This window comes from Halovenus amylolytica (assembly GCA_004015825.1).
GTDB classification, from domain to species: domain Archaea; phylum Halobacteriota; class Halobacteria; order Halobacteriales; family Haloarculaceae; genus Halovenus; species Halovenus amylolytica.
In genome coordinates, this window is the sequence record SAYS01000020.1 from 30,796 (window position 1) to 48,188 (window position 17,393).

Below are 17,393 nucleotides of genomic sequence, written 5' to 3' on the forward strand. Positions count from 1 at the left end.
AACCAAAATAAGAACATCGCAATCAATCCAGCTCTGTCGAGGCGGATTCGTCGGCGACGAGGTCGACACCGGCAAACTCGAACTGGGCCCCGCCCGATTCGGATTCGGTCACGGCCAGCTCCCAGCCGTGTGCCGCCGCCAGACTGGAGACGATCGCGAGCCCCAGCCCGGTCCCGTCACCGTCCCTGGAGACACCGGCTTCGAGGACTGCACTGCGGTCGCCCGGCGGGATCCCCGCGCCGTCGTCTGCGATATAAAAACCCTGGCCCGACGCCAGCGTTTCGACACGGACAGTCACGTCCGGGCCGGCGTGCTGGACGGCGTTTCGGAAGAGGTTCTCGAAGATCCTCGTCAGTTGTTCACGATCCGCACGGATGACTAGCTGTGTGTTTATAACCAGTGTACTGTCCCCAGTATCGACGAGCGACCAGGCGTCCGTGGCGGCAGTCTCCAGAGCGACAGTAGTGGGCTCGTCGATGTTGTGACCGCCCCGGACGAGTGCGAGCACGTCGCGGATGATCTGCTGGATTCGCTGGTGGGCCTCCTGGGCACGGGCGAGATGTCGTTCGTTCTCCGGATCGTCGATGGACTCTTTGACGGCGTTCGTCCGACCGATCGCGACGTCGAGTGGGTTCCGGAGATCGTGTGAGAGCAGGCCCGCAAACCGATCGAGCTGTTGGTTTTCCGCCTCCAGCTGGCTCCGGTGTTCGTGGTCGTCGGTCACGTCGTGGAAGAAGACAACCCACTTCCGTGGCGGTCGGGGCTGTTTGCCGGCCGGATAGGTGTGAATATCGTAGTGGTGTGTCTCGCCGTCAGTTTCGATCGGGAGGACGGCCTGCTCGCGCTCGACGACAGTCTCTTTGACTGCCGGAACCCCGTCGAGAACTGTCTCGATCGACTCGCCTTCGATGTCGGTCTCGAACAGCGATCTGAACGGCACGTTCGCGACCAGCACGTCGTTCTCGTGGTCGAGGACGACGATCGGATCCTCGAAAGCATTGAGCAGCATCTCGTGATCGATCGGGGGCTGGCTGTCAGTCTCCGTCCGAGCCATCCAGAACCCGATACCAGCTGCGACGACGAGCATCGCAAGAATAAAGACCGTTCCATACCAGACAACCGGTGCATCCCCCGGTGCAAACTGCAAGAGGAGCGCTAGCACCCAGCCGATATCACTCATCGTCTCTGTTAGGCGGCACAGACTCATATATCTGTAGCAACGGAGTCGGAAGGTTCTGTCAATTGATCGAGAGACCGAACCGGAGTATTTACCCCGCAGTTGTTGCTAGGAGGGGTATGCCGATACCGAGATCCTCCGCAGACGACCTCCGGCCACTCGAATTCCGCGAACCCGAGGAGGTCCTCGATGCGGACAAGCTGTACACCGTCTACGAAATTGCCCGTCTCCTGCAGGGGCTAGAGGTCGACGCAGAGCTGGATGTCGAGACAGAGAACGTCCTGATGGACTGGGCGATTCCGTGGTTGCTGAAACACGCCGAACGGTTCGTCTTCGCCGAACCGACCGGCGACACCGAGCCGGGCTACTACGGTCTCGCCGAGCAATGACGCTTTTGGTGGTCGGTGCCGACCGCGTCGACGCGGGCAAGACGACCTTCTCGACGGGGCTGGTTGCCGCAACAGGTGCTGTCGGGTTCAAGCCCCGGGCTGGAAACGACTACTGGTTTCACCACGACGACTACCGGACCGCGATCTCCGAGGGAAGCATCTACGGCAAGGACGCCCGGCGCCTCGCCGCAGCGAGCCCCGGGAGCCTGGAGCCGACGGATATCAACCCGGTCCACCGGCTCTGGCGGCCCGCCCCCGGCAACGGAACCGGCCTGCTCGGACAGGACGAGCGGGAGTTTCTCCTCGACAGAGTTGGCGAGCAGTACGTCCGCAACGGGAACGCAACGCTTCCGGAGGATGCACGCAGTGAACTCCCACTCTCGGATGCACTCGTCGTCAGCAGCGTCGAGGAGTTCAACCAGGTGATGCAGCGCCACCACGTCCAGCAACTCGATGCGCTTTCGGCGACGATCGACCGAACGGAGCGGGCAGTCGTCGAATCCTACAGCGACGTTGCCCGCCCGCTCCAGGGGATCGACCCCGACGGCGTGGCCGTCGTCGAACCGGGCCGGACACGGATCTTCGACGGCCCCCGATTCGTCAAGGGGTGTCAGGTCGCCAGTGGTGCGGAGGGTGCCTTCCACGGCCAGCTCGAAGAACGCGTCGCGTCGGTGACCGAACTCGTCGATCCGGTCGATACTATCACCCTGCCCGCACTCGGACGCGACGAGCGAAACGAACCCGGAACAGTTGCTGACGCCTATGGGGCAGCCTATCGGTCACTGCTCGACGTTGCTGGCTGGTGAAAGAGAGTGAAAACGAACTCGGCTGGCGATAGGTTTCAGCGGCCTCGCGGGATACAGAGTGCAATCAAAAACCCGTTCACGGGGACGAGCAAGATGCCAGCACTCATACTGTCGACTGTGCAACCCGACTTTTCGGTGACAGGCAGTGATACACTCTCGGGTAGCTGGCGACCGTTCGTCGACAGCCCGTCCTACACGGTTTCGACCAACCCGTCCCGACCTCCGGCAAGGATGACAGCCGGTGGTGGGTCGGGACAGAACTCACGGAATGGACGGTGTCGGTCACACCGTCGATAAATGGAAGGCGGTGACAGCATAGTCGTCGAGACACGATCAGCTGTCATAGTGATTGTTGCGGTTATTTTCGTGACCGAGTCACGGATATCGACGTGTCACGGCGTGTAACACAGAATTTGCGTCGCTAGAGCGGTACAGACTCGCAACAATCACTATCAGTCAGTACGCTGGTCGCTGGGCCCGTACGATTTCTGCGAACTGCTGTTGTTCGTCGGCAAGCAGTTCGTTCAGGTCGTCGACAGAGATGATTCCTACGAGTGTGTCACCCTCACAGACGGGGAGTCGTCGGACACCATTGTCTGCCATCACTTCCGCTGCCTCGTAGAAGCCGGTGCCACGCTCGACTGTAGAAAGATCAGTGGACATTACGTCTTCAGCAGTCTGCTCCGTCGGATCTGCCCCCTCACCGAGGATACGAACGGTCAGATCTCGATCGGTGACGATACCGACGGGTGTGTCATCCTCCGTGATCACGATACTCCCCACGTGCTCTTCGTCCATGGTTACCGCGAGGTCGGTTACTGGCGTTTCGGGTTCGGCTGTCACGACGTCACTTCGGGAGAGGTCTTCGATTGGCATTGGATGTTACCCCGCTAGAGAGTTCTTTCTGGATTACATTAGTAACCATCATGATTCTTAATACCCGAGAATACACACCGATGATTTGTCTCCCGGTGATCGATATAAAGGGGTGATGAATTCACAGAAATCGGCCTGAAAACTCCGGAACACCCTCGTTCGACTCGGGATCGAACCACGGTGAAGGCGTGTCGAGAGCACTACTGCAGAAATAGAAGGCGCGTCTATAGCACTGGACGAGCAGCGACAGAGGCTGAATTGATACTGATTATTGCGGTAATTTTCAGCACGGCAGCGAAACCGAGGCTGTTTCGGCCCTCCTAGACCAGTTCTATCTGAACTTCGCGGTACAGACTCGCAATAATCACTATGAGTGGGGACAGAGAGTGGTAGTACTGATCGGTATCTCGTTAGCTGGCGGAGCCCGTGGGACGTCTGTCTACCGGCTTCACTCGCCGCCACTCACCGAGCGACGATCACCGGAACGGGCGACTGGCGGAACACCCTCTGGGCAACGTTCCCGACGACCAGTCGATCGGCCACCGAGCCGCCGTGGCTCCCGATTACGACTGCATCGAACCCGTCGACGCTGTTCAGAATCGCCCGAGCTGGATGCCCAAGTTGAACCTCGGTGGTGATTTCGACGTCGTACTCGGCAGCGAGTTCTCGGGCGTTCTCGAACACCGCCCTCGCGCGCTCCTCGGCAGCCCCTTCCAGATCCTCCTCGAGAGCGAGTGACGTGGCCTCTCCCCCCCACGGTGACGGGTTACCCACGACATGCAAGACGGTAATCTCTGCGTCTGGGTGGTTCTCGAGGGCGTATACAAGCGCTCGCTGGGCCATCTCTGACTCGTCCATCGGAACGAGAATTTGTGAGATCACGGATGGACTAGCTTAGGGAGCTTGATAAAATAGTAGTTCGCCTGTCTCGTTGTATGCAGCGTCTTATACTGGTGGCTGTAAATTCGTGAAAATATTCGACCCCACGTCGGGTCGAAATTCGTTCATTTCTTACAGCCACCAGTATTACCACCGACTGCAGAACGCATCCTCGTATTCAACACGCGGTTCGTGCACGAACTGCGATCGTCAACAGAGCAACAAACCGTATTATCGCATTCCGGCAGCCTGCAGTGCAAGTTCGATATCGTGGTTCGGATTCGTCGTCACACTCGGACCGTGGCCAGTGTGCATCTCTGTGAGATTGTCGTCGACGACATTCAACAGACGCTCGATACTTTCGATCAGTAGCTCCCGGTCACCCTCTTCGAGATCGGTCCGGCCGAAGCCACCGTTGGCGAAGATAAGATCACCGGCGAACAACACGCCGTTTGCCGGAGCGTACAGACAGATGTGGTCGTTTTTGTGGCCGGGCGTGTGGATCGCCTCGTAGGAGTGGTCACCGATCTGGACGTGCTCGCCGTCCTCGATTTCGTGGTCGACGACTGGCTGAGCAGGATCGTACCCCCAGACGTCGACGCCGAAAGCGTCGGTGACCTGATCGACGTTGCCGATATGATCGGGGTGTGTATGCGTCAGCACGACCGCGTCGAGGTCGTCGGTGTACTGCGTTGCCGCTTCGACGACGTCGAACCCTGCACCGACGTCGACGAGCACCGTTCGCGCACCGTCGACCAGAAACACGTTGCTCGTCAGCCCGGAGTGGCCAGTGGCCAGATTCTGAATCATACTCGGTGATAGGCCGGGCCGCGGTTTGGGTATACCGATCTGTCAGCGAAGCTTTCAGAGCCCCATAATTCTATGTGCATCGAACGAAAACAAAGTTTTAGATGGCAGATCCGGACCCAGTCGTGTTGCTCGTCGAGGACGAATCGGACGTTGCAGAGACGTACCGCCTGTGGCTCGAAGACGAGTACGAGGTACGGATCGCGTACAACGGCGACGAGGGGATCGAACAGCTCGACGACGCCGTCGACGTCGTGTTGCTCGATCGGATGATGCCCGGGCTGTCGGGCGACGACGTACTGGAGTACATCCGGACGGAGGAACTGGGCTGTCGGGTCGCGATGGTCACCGCCGTCGAGCCGGATTTCGATATCCTGGAGATGGGGTTCGACACCTACCTCTCGAAACCGGTCAAAGGCCACCAGCTACAAGAGACCGTCGCGAACCTCCTCGAACGCTCGGAGTACGACAGCCTGTTACAGGAGTACTACGCCCTCGTCGAGAAGCAAGCGACACTCCAGGCCAGCAAGAACCGGGCGGAACTCGAAGGCCAGGCAGAGTTCGAGGAGCTGACCGAACGGATCGGCGACCTCCGCGAGGAACTGTCGGAGACGCTCGGCGGCATCGAAGATGACGACGACTTCATCGCGACACTACACCGGATCGAAGACGAAAGCTAGCATGTACGACCTCTCGGGCACGCTCGACGGATACGAGTCGGTCCCACCCGGAACGAGTTTGCTCATCACTGGAGGAGACGACCGGGAGAACCGCGAACGCGTGATGGATACGCTCGCGGACGGTCTCGCCGGTGGGGACGGTGCTGTGGTCGTAACGATCGACGACTCCGTCGAAACGATACGGGAACAGCTCTCGGCGCGTGCAGCCTTCGAGGGACATCAACTCGCCGTGATCGATTGCCACAGCAGTGACGACCGAACACAGAAAACACTCGAAAACGGTACCTTCGTCTACACAGTACCGTCACTGGCAGATCTCACCGCACTCGGAATCGGGATCGTCGAATGCTTCCAGCGACTCTCCGACGCCGGTGTCGGGGACTGCCGTGTGGGGGGCCTCTCCCTGTCGACACTGCTCGAACACAGCGACGACGCAGAGGTGTTCAAGTTCAGTCACGTGGTCTCCTCGCGACTCGATTCGGCAGGGTTTCTTGGACTGTTCAGCCTCGACAGAACGGCAGTCGATACGCACGCCTACATGGTAATCTGCGAGGCATTCGACGAGGTACTCGAAGAATAGCTCAGGAATCGAGACGGCTGTCAGAGCGGTTCGTCTGGCGATACTCCCGTACCAGATCGACGAACCAGTCCACCATACGGTCGATCGGTGCACGGAGTCGCTCCCCGATTGCTCTGAGTCGTCTCCGCTCGGGACTGACCAGCCAGCTAGCCCCGCCCACGCTGAACACTGCGAGACCGATCCCCGCGACGACGTCGGTCCCCCAGTGGATGCCAAGATACATCGTCGAGATCATGACAGAGACCGCGAGGATCGACGATACCGGGACCCACAACGGGTACGACTTGCGGGTCCGGTACGCGAGGAGGGCGACAGTCATCGACAGTGACGTGTGCAACGAGGGGAAGACGTTGACGTTCGCGTTGAAGTCAGTTGTCAACAGATTCGACTCCGGCCAGTTGAGATAGAGGATCTGATCGACGAGATCCGGCATCACGTTCCGTGGCCCGTAGGCGATAAAAACCAGATAACAGAGCACACCAACGACGTAGTTGATTGTGTACGCGAGCGTAATTTCGCGAATCGGCCGCTCATCAGAGAGGACAAAGTACGCGAGCACCGGAAATGCGACGAGAAAGATGTAGCCATAGATGTAGATATAGGAGAAGTACAGATCTGCGATTGGGTTGGAGTAGCTCTGGATGATCCCGACGAAGTTACCCTCGATCGCGAAGATGTCGTCCGTGATCTGCCAGCCGAACACCCAGGACAGCGACGGGCCGACCCGACGGAGATAGGAGTTGACTGCGAGGACGCCACCGAGCAAGAGGAGATACGGGAACACACCCTTGAACCGATCGATAGCATCGACACGGAACCGCCAGAGGCGGTCGAGTCCCACGATCAGTATCAGCCCGAGCACTGTCAGCAGGGAGACGACGAGAACGATTTCGGGGAGTAGTGGGAAACTCATCGTAACAGTAGTGTTCCGTCTTCGTCGAACTCAAACCCTCGCTTTCGGAACTCTGCTCTGGCCTGCTCTGTGTCGACCTCGCCGTCTGCTCCGAGAAACGGAACCACTGGATCGGCCGAATCGAAGCCGAGATCGTTCGGACTCCATCGTGTCCCGTCGAAGGGGTTCGAGACTGCCGCGCCGTACCCCCGGAAGATGGTATCGACGACGTGTTGTTTGTCGACGAGACGGGCGACGAGTCGACAGAAGTAAGGGTTGCTGAACGGCCGCGTCGACGTGTTGTAGCCGATATGGTACGCCGACGGGGAGCGTTCGACGACCATCGATACCTCCGAGGCACCTGCGATACGTTCGATGATAGCCTCGCGCGGATCGACATCCATCGCAGTCCCGTCGAGGTCGCCCTGGGCGACCAGTTCGACGGCCGTCTCGTTCGATGGCGTGACCCGAAACCGGAGTTCGTCGAACGGAAATCCACCCGCGAACCGCTCCGGAATCTCGGCCAGGTTCCCCTCACCGCGGGTGAGAAAGTGCTCCTCGAAGGGCTGGAAGACGACCTCTTCGTCGACGACGACGTTGCCGACTTCGACCGGGCCACTCCCGATCGCATTTTCGTTAGCAAAGACCAGCGCTTCCGTGATATCCTTCGAGCGTTCGAATCCGGAGATATCCGCTACCGAACTGTATTCTCGCCAGATGTGTGCCGGGAAAATCGGTGTCAGCAGGACCTGTTTCGCGACCGCCTCACTCGGTGTCTCGACAGTGAGACGGATCGTCTCGTCGTCGACGGCCCGAGCCTCCGAGACGATCGATGTCCAGGACCGGTAAAGGGGGGCTGGCACGCGCTGTTCGAGTTCGTCGAGCGACGTATCCGAGAGAAAGCGGAAGGTGAAGGCCACATCCTGGGCCGTGATCGAGGTGCCGTCGTGCCAGACGAGCCCCGGCCGCAACGACGCAGTGATCGTGCTCTGGTCGCCGTCCCGCTCGAACGCCCACTCCGAGGCCATCCACGGAACGAACTCCTCACCGAACCGGCGGACGAGTGGATCGTACAGCAGATCCGTGAACGGTTCCGGCTGTCTGTACTCGACCGACAGGGGGTTGAGATTCTGTGAGAGCCTCGAATCGGTGATCGACAGTTCGAGCGAGAGTTCCTCCTCGGGTGGGATCTCGCTCGCGCGTTCCAGTGCGAGATAGGAGATCGGAGTGGCGATCCCCTCCTCCCAGCCGGTGAACTGATCGGTCCGGACAGCCCTGATCTCGTCGGGAAAGCCGACGGTGGTAAACGGCTGTGTTCTGGTGAGATGTCTGGTGAGTTTCCGTGCGTTTGTGCGCCGACTTTCACCGTCTGTTCGTTGCTGGGCGTCGAGATGGTCGTCGAGGAGCATATCCGTAACCCCGTACGGGTTCTGCCAGCCCTGCTCGCCGGCAAACGACGAATGGAGTAATGCGGTGTACTCCTGTGGGTCGACGACCGGTGGGAGTCGCGCCACGAACAGATCGAAGTTCTGGTTCAGGAGGACTTCACGGAGCAGTTCGGACTGGGGAAGGATGTTGAGTGTGGCTTCGATGCCGGCAGCCTCGAGATTCGAGACCAGATGGCGTGCGATAAGCGTCGCCAGCCGATCGGAGTCGGCCGGTGGTGCGGTGACACTGAGGGAGACAGTCTCTGCGGACTGGCGGTTGACGATGCTCCGGAATCGCTGGACACAGCCACTCGTCCCAGCCAGCGATGTGGCCGCCGCTGCGCCGAGCAACTGGCGTCTCGTCACCTTTGCAGTCGCTGCCTCCATACTACTATGTACCGTATTAACTCCCCGAATTGTACATAAGAGCACGGATTAGTTTCTCGCCCGGAAATTCGCCGGAAGGACCGCGTCGAGAACCGGGCCAACATCGTCACGAACCGGGTCGGTCACCGGGACGCCGAGTTTCGATCCGTACGCGTCGAGTGCTGTGGTCGCCTCGGAGCGATCGAGTGCGTGTGTATTCAACAGCCCGGCATCGACTGTCGCGCCGGAGACCGGTTCGGCCATCGATTCGTACAGCGATGCGTACCAGCCGTGGTCGGGGACCTCGAAGGCCTCGTAGCCACCGACCCGGTCGTGACCAGCCACGTGGCAAAAGACGAGTGAATCCGGCTGTGCACCGTGCAAGATCGCAGCCGTGACGCCGGAGTAGGCTGGATGGGCGATCGCACCCTGTCCCTCGACGAAGAGAACGTCGTGATCGGCTGCTTGCTCGACCAGTCGTTCGGTCGCACCCGCGGCGAAATCCGAGATGACCCGGTCGATCGCGATCCCCCAGCCTGCGATCATGATTCCTGTCTGTCCGGTCGGCACCACAGCGGCGTCGAGTCCCCGTTCGCGGGCCGCGTCCCGGAGTTCGAACGCCCCGGTCATCTTCCCCGACGAACAGTCCGTCCCGACAGTCAACACCACATGGGCATCGACCTCGCCAGCCGTCCCGTCGGCGACGGTCAGATCGTCCGGTGGTTCGCGAACGTCGTGCAGTGCCACGTCGTGTTCCGCAGCGAGTTCGACGAACGCCTCGTCGTCGGTGAGCAGTTCGTGGAGACCGGCGATAACGTCACAGCCCCGCTGGATAGCGGCCCGGACGTCCGGTCGCCACGAGGCCTCGAAGCCGCCGCCGATGGGTGCGATCCCGATCAGGAGCGCGTCACAGGCCGGTGCGTCGGCCATCCCCGCGACGATTGGTGCGTCCTGAACGGCTGGCAGATAATCGGTCACGCGCTCGCCTGCGTGCGAGCGGTCGAGGACAGCGACGACATCGTGGTCGCTGTACCGGAGGATACCCACAGCAGTCTTGGCGTCGCCGGGGAAGTTCTCGTGTGCGAGGATAGCGACTCGCATACCAGTATACCGGAGGCAGTGGGTGAAGAGCGTGTCGCTCCCTAGAAGATCCGGAGCTGGACAGCCCAGAACTCCTCGTAGGCGGATCGAAGCGCCGACTCGGGGTCGCCGGTGGCGTCGACTGCGCTCGTCTCTGCAGCCAGCTCGGTGAACTCGGAGAGGACGGAGCGTTCACCGACGATATACAGTGGATCGGTCTCACGTTGCTCGATCGCCTCCGTACAGCGGTCGAGATGTTCGTCGATCTGTTCGTCACGGAGCCGTTCGAAGCGAGACTGTGAGAAGCCACCCTTCGAGTGCTGGCTCTTGAGATCGCTGTCGAAGCCGTGGAAGGCGACGCGGTCGGCCCCCTCGTAGGTGCCCATCGCGAACAGATCTGAGCGCACGAGCGCGAGCGTGTACCGACCCTGTGGCTGCAGCCACGAACGGTCGAGTCGGAATTCGTCGGCCCACTCGACGAACGGTTCGGGGCTGATCGGGGGTCGGAGGCAGGCAGTGATCAACCCCGCGTCGTCGCTGACCACGAGACAGGGCCCAGCCCGCGAGACGAGTGGGGCACGCTCGCCGACGGCATCGTGGATCGCTGCGGGGAGATCGTGGCCGTCCGCGACGAATGCCGTCAGCGCACCCTCGGGCCCGGTCTCGAAGGAGTCCAGCCGGTCGAGAATCTCCTCGAGCCGTCTGCTATCCAGCGTCGTCTCGCGCCGGAAGGAAAGGTCGGTGTCCTGGGATTGCAGCCGGTGGACGCGGTCTTCGAGTTCTTCGACCCGGTCTTCCAGCTGGTTGACCTGCCGTTCGGCCTCCTGTCGTTCGGTAACCGCGTCCTTGCGGCGGCCCTGCTCGGCTTCGAGGCGCCGTTCGAGGTGTTCGAGTTCCTCGTTCAACTCCTCGATTTCCTCCTTGAGTTCGGTCCGGCCCAACAGATCGTCCAGCATCACCTCGTGGGGTGGTCTGGATACTATTAAAATCCCCTGTCAGCGAACGGAGCCTTACCTGCCAGCGCCACCCATCGCGAGCAGCTGATCGGCCCTGTCGGCTTTCGCGAGTAACACCTCCTGAAACGTCGGTGGGTTGCGGACGTCTGTCCCCTCGAGAACGGATTCGGGTACCGAGAGTGTATCGGCGGGCACACCGTCGCCGGCGTGGACAGCGAGATGCTGAGAACCGAGTTTCATGACCAGGGGTCGGTCGACGCGGTTGATGCCCTCGTCGGCATACAGCTGCTCGTTGACCCGCTCGTGTTGGTCCCGACACATCTGGACCCGCTCCCTGGTAGTTGGTTCGACGTACAGACGACCCAGGTAGTATCCGTTCGAGAACTGTTCAAACATGCGACTCACACACACGGTTGTCGACCGAGACGTATAAGAAATTCCCAAAATACTTATACTGGAGTACAATCACGCAAGAACAAAACGGTGTGAGACCAGTAGTTTTGACATACCCGATCGTTTCGCTGGCTGATCGCTGTCGGCGAGCAGTCCGAGAGGGAGAGATACGACCGTCGAATCTGCACCCTCAAAACAGAGTATAAACACTCTCCGCGGTTAAAAACTAGTGACACTGTGAAATAAACGGAGAGAACAGAGGTCTGGATTTATATGAGACACTCCGGAACTACGGAACAAGAGATGAGAGGCCGTCAGTTCGCAGTCGTCGTCGCTCTCCTCGCACTCGGTGTTGCGGGCGTGGCAGTTCCAGCAGTCGGTCTGGATCTGGCTGCGCAAGCCCAAGAGACCGAGGCTGAAGGGCTCGGAACGCAGATGACATCGTTCGCCCAGTCCACGGCCGTCGACGCGAGTAGTTCGGTCGATACCGGGATGTGGGAGGTACGGATCAACCAGTCGGACAGTCCGAACCGTTCGTCAGTGGCGATTCAAGAGCGGACCACAACTCTCGAACAGCGGCTGGCAACACTCGAAAACAGAACCGAACAGCTCTCGGCGGCGAACAGAACCTCGATCGCCTACACGGGCCGTGCAACTGCAGTCCGTGCCGAACTGGCGAACGTCCGGGCGCAGATAAACGAGACGGCGGACGTCGCACAGCGACGCGGTGTCAACACCAGTAAACTCGGTCAGTTGCAGGCCAGGGCTGGGAAGGTGCGCGGGCCGGAGATCAGCGAGAGCGCGCGACGGATGACGGAGCCACCGCGGGGACCACCGGACGAGCGGCCCGGCAACGGACCACCCGATGGTAATCAGGGACCACCCGGGGATGGCCAGGGCCCACCAGACGATGACACCGGCCCACCCGAAGAGCGACCCGGCAATCAAAACGACGACCCCGGCCAATCGAACAACCAGCCGGGAGACGACAACCGATCCGGTAACGGGCCAGATACCAACAACGGCGGTGGCAATAGTGGTGGCGGTCAACCCGGAAATAGCGGCTCCTGATCGGGAATCGTACTCTCGGCGCCAGGAGTGAAACAGGGCGTTTTTTCAGATCGTTTCTATCCAGCTGAAAAGATACCGGTGGTTACCCCCGAACTGGCCACCACCGCAGGAGACAATCTTATATGTAGTCACTCATTACGTAACGTAAATGGAGTCAGCCGAGTTTCTCGACTTGCTGGGGAATGCGAACCGGCGTCGGATTCTCCGCCTCCTCGCAGAACGTCCCTGTTACGTGACAGAGATCAGTGAGTTTCTCGGCGTCAGTCCGAAGGCAGTGATCGATCACCTCCGAAAGCTCGAAGAGGCTGGCCTGATCGAGAGTCGAACCGACGAGAAACGCCGCAAGTACTTTTCGATCGCTCGACATATACGGCTCGAAGTGACGGTCTCGCCCTACGAGTTCGGGACGAAAAGCGCCTATCCGGCGAGTTCACGGCTAGATATCACGAGCTGTCGACAGCTCCGGATCGATCTGGACAAAGATATCGACGAGACAGATCAGGACAGAGATCCGGACGATATCGTCTCACTGGCAGAGGCGCTCCACAGTGTGGAGACACTCGAAAACGAACTCTCACTGGCCCAGCGGTGGGCACAGGGACGAATCACGGAACTACGCAGGTTACTCGAAAACGCGGTCGGCGGGGAAAACAGCCGCCTTCTCACCAATATCCTCCTCGAACTGGCGGAAGGGCCGACGGAGGTCGAAGTGTTGAGCCGCAAGCTGGAAGTTCCGCCACGGGTGATCGACGACATTCTCGACGATCTGGTCGAGGATGGTGTCGTGACCCGCGACGGCCACGAGTACAGACTCGAAACGTAGCGCTACGGCCCCTCGCCGAGATCCTGGGTCAGCCCGTGGCGGAGATCGCGGCCGAAGTAGTGGCCGACGATACCGGCGACCGCACCACCGACTGCGCCGAATGCGACGATCGTGAGCCCACTCCCGAGCAGTGCGATCAGGAAGTTGCCCAGCAGTACCGAGCCGCCACCGGCGAGCGCGCCGGCGAGCGCGAGTTCGAAGTACCGTCGAGCGTCGGTGCCCAGTCCGTAGACGAACCCAGCCACCACAATCCCCAGCAGTTCGCCGAACATACCGAGCAGGGGGATCGCACCGAAGACAAACGTACTGACGAGCATCAAAACGAGTGCGATTCCCACCGACCGAGCGGAAACGAGACTGCCCGCACGCTCGCGCAGCCGAGACCGGACACCGGGACTCGACTGCTCGGATTCACGGTTGCCGACGGACTCGTCCAGCCCGGACTCGACGTCGACACTCACATCACGGCTGATCTGGGTATCGCGCTCTCCCATACCCTGTTTTGTCGGTCCAGCATCATTGGTCTTCGGTTCTCATATTAGAACGACACAGTGTTTCACCGGCAGTTCGGAACGAACTAGGGATCTTTAAGTTCCCCTGGAGTATTGCTTCGAATATGAGTAAATCCTACCTAGATGCAGGTGAGGACGTAACTGACGACGAGGTGACCCGGGTCGGTATCAACGGGTTCGGGCGGATCGGCCGAAGCCTTTTCCGTGCCGTCCTGGAGAATCCGACGATCGAACTCGCCGGCATCAACGACGTGATGGATCCCGACGACATGCGGTATCTGGCGAAACACGACACGATCCAGGGCCGTCTGGACGGGCTCGAACTCTCCGACGGTGCGCTCTCGATCGGCGGCACATCGACAGACCTCTACGACGTCAAGAGCCCATCAGAGCTGCCGTGGGGCGAACGCGACGTCGACGTGGCGCTCGAATGTACCGGGATCTTCCGGACGAAAGACGAGGCCAGCGCACACCTCGACGCCGGTGCCGACAAATCACTCATCTCGGCCCCACCGAAAGGTGAGAAACCGGTCAAACAGATCGTCTACGGCGTCAACCACGACGACTACGAGGGCGAGGATGTCGTCTCGAACGCCTCCTGTACGACCAACAGCGTCTCGCCGATCGCACACGTGCTCGACGAATCCTTCGGCATCAACACGGGACTGCTCACGACCGTCCACGCCTACACGGGTTCGCAGGCACTCATCGACGGCCCGATGGGCAAACGGCGTCGTGGACGCGCGGCCGCAGAGAACATCGTCCCGACGACGACCGGTGCGGCACAGGCCACGACAGAGGTCCTGCCACAGCTCGAAGGCAAACTCGACGGGATGGCGATCCGTGTTCCGGTACCGAACGGCTCGGTGACCGAACTGGTCGTCGACCTCGACGGGAATCCGAACGAAGAGGAGATCAACGACGCCTTCCGCTCGGCTGCCGATAGCGGCCCACTCGCCGGTGTCCTCGGCTACACCGACGAGGAGGTCGTCTCCTCGGATATCGTCGGCCTGCCCTTCTCTTCGATGGTCGACCTCGAATCGACGAACACCGTCGACGACGGCAACATGGCGAAGATCCTCACCTGGTACGACAACGAGTACGGCTTCTCGAACCGGATGCTCGATATGGCCGAGTTCATCAGCGAGTAAGCCAGCTACCGAAGCAAAGACATTTCTCCTAGCCCTCCGCAGCAACAATCATGTCAGCGTTCAACACACTCGACGACCTCACACCGGGACAGCGCGTTCTGGTGCGTATCGACCTCAACTCACCCGTCGAAGACGGTGAGGTGCAGGACAACAACCGGTTCGACCGCTACTCGGAGACGGTCCGCGAACTCGCCGACGACGACCACAGAGTCGTCGTGATGGCTCACCAGGGTCGGCCCGGCCGGGACACGTTCGTCTCGCTGGAACAGCACGCGGAGATTCTCTCCGAACACGTCGGCAAGCCGGTCGAATTCGTCGCCGATACGTTCGGCGATGACGCCCAGGAGGCCATCGAGAGCCTCGAAGCGGGTGAGATCCTCATGCTGGAGAACACCCGGATGACCGACGACGAACTGCCCGAGAAATCACCGGAGGAACACGCCGAAAGCGAGTTCGTCCAGACGCTCGCGCCGCTTTTCGACGCCTACGTCAACGACGCCTACTCGGTGGCCCACCGCGCGCACGCCTCGACGGTCGGCTTCCCACTGGCGTTGCCAGCCTACGCCGGCCGGGTCATGCAGACCGAGTACGACTACAACACCGGTGTCGCAGAGAAGGCCCAGGAGGCAGATGGGCAGGTGACGATGGTCGTCGGCGGCAACAAATCGAAGGACGTGATCGGCGTCATCGACAACCTCGGCCACGTGGTTGACAACTTCCTGCTCGGCGGGCTCCCCGGACAGCTGTTCCGGCGGGCCCAGGGCCACCCGATCGGCTACGACGTCGGCGATATGGACCTCCTCGACGACCAGTACGAGGAGACAGAGGAGACGATAAAAGACATCCTCGACGAGAAAAGCGATCAGCTGGAGCTGCCAGTCGACTTCGCGTATAAGGGCGAGGACGGCGAGCGTGCCGAGATTGCGCTCGACGATATCGAATCGAAAGAGATGGAGTATTTCGACATCGGGCACGACACCATCGACAAATACACGCCGATCATCCGTGAGTCCGAGGCTATCTTCGTGAAAGGCGCAGTTGGGGTCTTCGAGGACGATCGCTTCGGCGACGGGACGAAAGAACTGCTCCGTGCGATCGGCGAGACAGACTGTCTCTCCGTCGTCGGCGGCGGTGACACCGCTCGATCGATCACGAAGTACGGACTCGACGAGGACGACTACGACCACATCTCCATCGCTGGCGGTGCGTATCTCAACGCCCTGACCGGTCAGGAACTCGTCGCGGCACAGGTGCTGATCGACCAGGCAGATAGATAGGACTATCAGTCGTCAGCCGAGGACGGTGCGACCGGCTGACGGTTGCTGTGGAACATACTTTCCAGCCCCACACCGAGATGGTTGTCCGTGAGCCGCATGCTCTGTTTTCTGGTGTGCTGGCCGGCGAGGGCCCGGATCGCGTCGATGTTCTCCGGAACGACGTCGGCTTCCTGGTGGATCGACTGGAACAGGTAGAGTTCGGACTCCTCCATCGTGATCGACTCCTCCCAGACGCAGTTCTCCCAGATGTCACCGCGCTGGCGTCCGGTGTCGCTGGCGAACTCCTTGAGCGGCCCCATCCCGTCGATGCCCGCTTCCTCCGGCACGAAGAAGAGCCGTGATTCGTCACGGAGTGTCTCCTTGAGTTCCCTGGTCGTCGGATCAGACTGGAGGGTCGCGTTGACACTGTGGAGGTGCATCAGCGTCGCCGGTACCTTCACACCGGCCGTGTCGATATCCAGTTCAGGGAAGATCGTATTCACGTCGGGGCCGTGGTGTGACGGGATCTCGGCCGGATCCGGAACGATATCGTTGATCGGCCCGCGGTCGACCTGTCCGGGGTCGCCACCGCGTCTGATCAGGGTAACACGGACTTTCTCGAGGCCGTACTCGTCGTCAAGGGGTTTGAGCAGGCGTGTCAGTCCTGTCGTGTTACAGGAGACGACCCGGACGATATCGGCGTCGCCGACCTCGTCGTAGTTCGCGCGTGCGTTGAAACTCGTCTCGGCAGCGCCGGCATCTTCGCCCCCCTGAAGGATCGCCTTCGTGTCGTACTCCTCGTAGAGCTTGCAGTTCTGTTCGCCCACGCCCGACGGCGTCGCGTCGACGATCACGTCACTTCGGTCGACGAGTTCGTCGACCGGCCCCGCGATATCGATCCCCGCCTCGGCGAACTGTGCTACATGCTCGGGCTGGGCTGCGTACAGCGAGTAGCCGTTTCTTACCGCAGTCTCGGCTTCGTAGTTCGGGCTAGTCTTGGCAACGCCCACCAGTTTCATGTCGGGTTGGGAACGCACAGCATCTGCGACGCGTTTGCCGATTGTCCCGTAGCCATTGACGCCGACGCGTATCATATCCTAGGTCACTGCACCACAGGATATAATTATTTCGCATATAATTGAAAGAAATTAACTCAACCCCGAGTAATCCATCATGATTTTCAATATGTACTCGAAGTCGAGTTGTCGATCGGTTCATCGAGGATCGCCGTGACCGAGATCAGAAGGGAAATCCATTTGACGCAAACACCCG

Annotated in this window: 19 protein-coding genes; 8 read left to right on the forward strand and 11 right to left on the reverse strand. The window is 60.4% G+C overall.

Annotation, left to right across the window (positions count from 1 at the left end; translation table 11 throughout):
- Positions 1-22: 22 nt before the first annotated feature.
- The gene (locus EOW68_RS15245) at positions 23-1,180 is read right to left on the reverse strand and encodes a sensor histidine kinase (protein WP_431358969.1); all 1,158 of its coding nucleotides are present in this window, start codon (positions 1,178-1,180) and stop codon (positions 23-25) included.
- A 116-nt stretch (positions 1,181-1,296) separates the two neighbouring features.
- Between EOW68_RS15245 and EOW68_RS15250 the strand changes: the two genes are divergently transcribed.
- Positions 1,297-1,566, forward strand: a complete 270-nt coding sequence (locus tag EOW68_RS15250) for a DUF5827 family protein (RefSeq protein WP_128226028.1) — start codon at positions 1,297-1,299, stop codon at positions 1,564-1,566.
- The gene (locus tag EOW68_RS15255; RefSeq protein WP_128226029.1) at positions 1,563-2,372 is read left to right on the forward strand and encodes an ATPase; all 810 of its coding nucleotides are present in this window, start codon (positions 1,563-1,565) and stop codon (positions 2,370-2,372) included. Before EOW68_RS15250 ends, EOW68_RS15255 begins: the two co-directional genes overlap by 4 nt.
- Before the next feature lie 456 nt (positions 2,373-2,828).
- Here the strand turns inward: EOW68_RS15255 and EOW68_RS15260 are convergent, their stop codons facing one another.
- The 3 genes from EOW68_RS15260 to EOW68_RS15270 form a co-directional block, all read right to left on the reverse strand.
- Positions 2,829-3,248 (reverse strand): CBS domain-containing protein, encoded by a 420-nt coding sequence (locus EOW68_RS15260; protein WP_128226030.1) that lies wholly within the window; start codon positions 3,246-3,248, stop codon positions 2,829-2,831.
- A 462-nt stretch (positions 3,249-3,710) separates the two neighbouring features.
- A complete protein-coding gene (locus EOW68_RS15265; RefSeq protein ID WP_128226031.1) occupies positions 3,711-4,130 on the reverse strand; it encodes a universal stress protein in 420 nt (139 codons plus the stop codon).
- A 228-nt stretch (positions 4,131-4,358) separates the two neighbouring features.
- Complete coding sequence (locus EOW68_RS15270) at positions 4,359-4,937, reverse strand: MBL fold metallo-hydrolase (protein WP_128226032.1); 579 nt, start codon at positions 4,935-4,937, stop codon at positions 4,359-4,361.
- Positions 4,938-5,038: 101 nt separating this feature from the next.
- On the opposite strand from EOW68_RS15270, the gene EOW68_RS15275 reads away from it, so the two are divergent.
- Complete coding sequence (locus tag EOW68_RS15275) at positions 5,039-5,614, forward strand: response regulator transcription factor (RefSeq protein WP_128226033.1); 576 nt, start codon at positions 5,039-5,041, stop codon at positions 5,612-5,614.
- 1 nt (position 5,615) lies between these two features.
- A complete protein-coding gene (locus EOW68_RS15280; protein WP_128226034.1) occupies positions 5,616-6,194 on the forward strand; it encodes a DUF7504 family protein in 579 nt (192 codons plus the stop codon).
- Position 6,195: 1 nt separating this feature from the next.
- Here the strand turns inward: EOW68_RS15280 and EOW68_RS15285 are convergent, their stop codons facing one another.
- From EOW68_RS15285 to EOW68_RS15305, 5 genes are read right to left on the reverse strand one after another with little or no spacing between them, the layout of a single operon-like run.
- Positions 6,196-7,107, reverse strand: coding sequence for a phosphatase PAP2 family protein (locus EOW68_RS15285; protein WP_128226035.1), 912 nt, complete (start codon positions 7,105-7,107; stop codon positions 6,196-6,198).
- Complete coding sequence (locus EOW68_RS15290) at positions 7,104-8,900, reverse strand: ABC transporter substrate-binding protein (protein WP_128226036.1); 1,797 nt, start codon at positions 8,898-8,900, stop codon at positions 7,104-7,106. Before EOW68_RS15290 ends, EOW68_RS15285 begins: the two co-directional genes overlap by 4 nt.
- A gap of 48 nt (positions 8,901-8,948) precedes the next feature.
- Entirely contained in the window at positions 8,949-9,980 is a 1,032-nt protein-coding gene (locus tag EOW68_RS15295; protein ID WP_128226037.1) for an N-acetyltransferase DgcN family protein, read from the reverse strand.
- A gap of 41 nt (positions 9,981-10,021) precedes the next feature.
- Positions 10,022-10,915 carry a Vms1/Ankzf1 family peptidyl-tRNA hydrolase gene (locus EOW68_RS15300; protein ID WP_128226070.1) on the reverse strand — a complete coding sequence of 298 codons (894 nt, stop codon included), beginning with the start codon at positions 10,913-10,915 and terminating at the stop codon, positions 10,022-10,024.
- 54 nt (positions 10,916-10,969) lie between these two features.
- Positions 10,970-11,311 (reverse strand): DUF5802 family protein, encoded by a 342-nt coding sequence (locus tag EOW68_RS15305; RefSeq protein WP_128226071.1) that lies wholly within the window; start codon positions 11,309-11,311, stop codon positions 10,970-10,972.
- Between the two features lie 300 nt (positions 11,312-11,611).
- Between EOW68_RS15305 and EOW68_RS15310 the strand changes: the two genes are divergently transcribed.
- Together EOW68_RS15310 and EOW68_RS15315 are read left to right on the forward strand one after the other, a co-directional pair.
- Positions 11,612-12,379: a hypothetical protein gene (locus EOW68_RS15310; RefSeq protein WP_128226038.1), complete on the forward strand. Its 768-nt coding sequence runs from the start codon at positions 11,612-11,614 to the stop codon at positions 12,377-12,379.
- 148 nt (positions 12,380-12,527) lie between these two features.
- Positions 12,528-13,202 (forward strand): ArsR/SmtB family transcription factor, encoded by a 675-nt coding sequence (locus EOW68_RS15315; RefSeq protein ID WP_128226039.1) that lies wholly within the window; start codon positions 12,528-12,530, stop codon positions 13,200-13,202.
- 2 nt (positions 13,203-13,204) lie between these two features.
- On the opposite strand, the gene EOW68_RS15320 is transcribed toward EOW68_RS15315, so the two are convergent.
- Positions 13,205-13,696, reverse strand: coding sequence for a DUF8526 domain-containing protein (locus tag EOW68_RS15320; protein ID WP_128226040.1), 492 nt, complete (start codon positions 13,694-13,696; stop codon positions 13,205-13,207).
- A 122-nt stretch (positions 13,697-13,818) separates the two neighbouring features.
- Between EOW68_RS15320 and gap the strand changes: the two genes are divergently transcribed.
- A complete protein-coding gene (gap, locus tag EOW68_RS15325; protein WP_128226041.1) occupies positions 13,819-14,865 on the forward strand; it encodes a type I glyceraldehyde-3-phosphate dehydrogenase in 1,047 nt (348 codons plus the stop codon).
- A 50-nt stretch (positions 14,866-14,915) separates the two neighbouring features.
- Positions 14,916-16,142, forward strand: a complete 1,227-nt coding sequence (locus tag EOW68_RS15330; RefSeq protein ID WP_128226042.1) for a phosphoglycerate kinase — start codon at positions 14,916-14,918, stop codon at positions 16,140-16,142.
- Positions 16,143-16,147: 5 nt separating this feature from the next.
- On the opposite strand, the gene EOW68_RS15335 is transcribed toward EOW68_RS15330, so the two are convergent.
- A complete protein-coding gene (locus EOW68_RS15335) occupies positions 16,148-17,215 on the reverse strand; it encodes a type II glyceraldehyde-3-phosphate dehydrogenase (protein WP_128226043.1) in 1,068 nt (355 codons plus the stop codon).
- Positions 17,216-17,393: the final 178 nt, after the last annotated feature.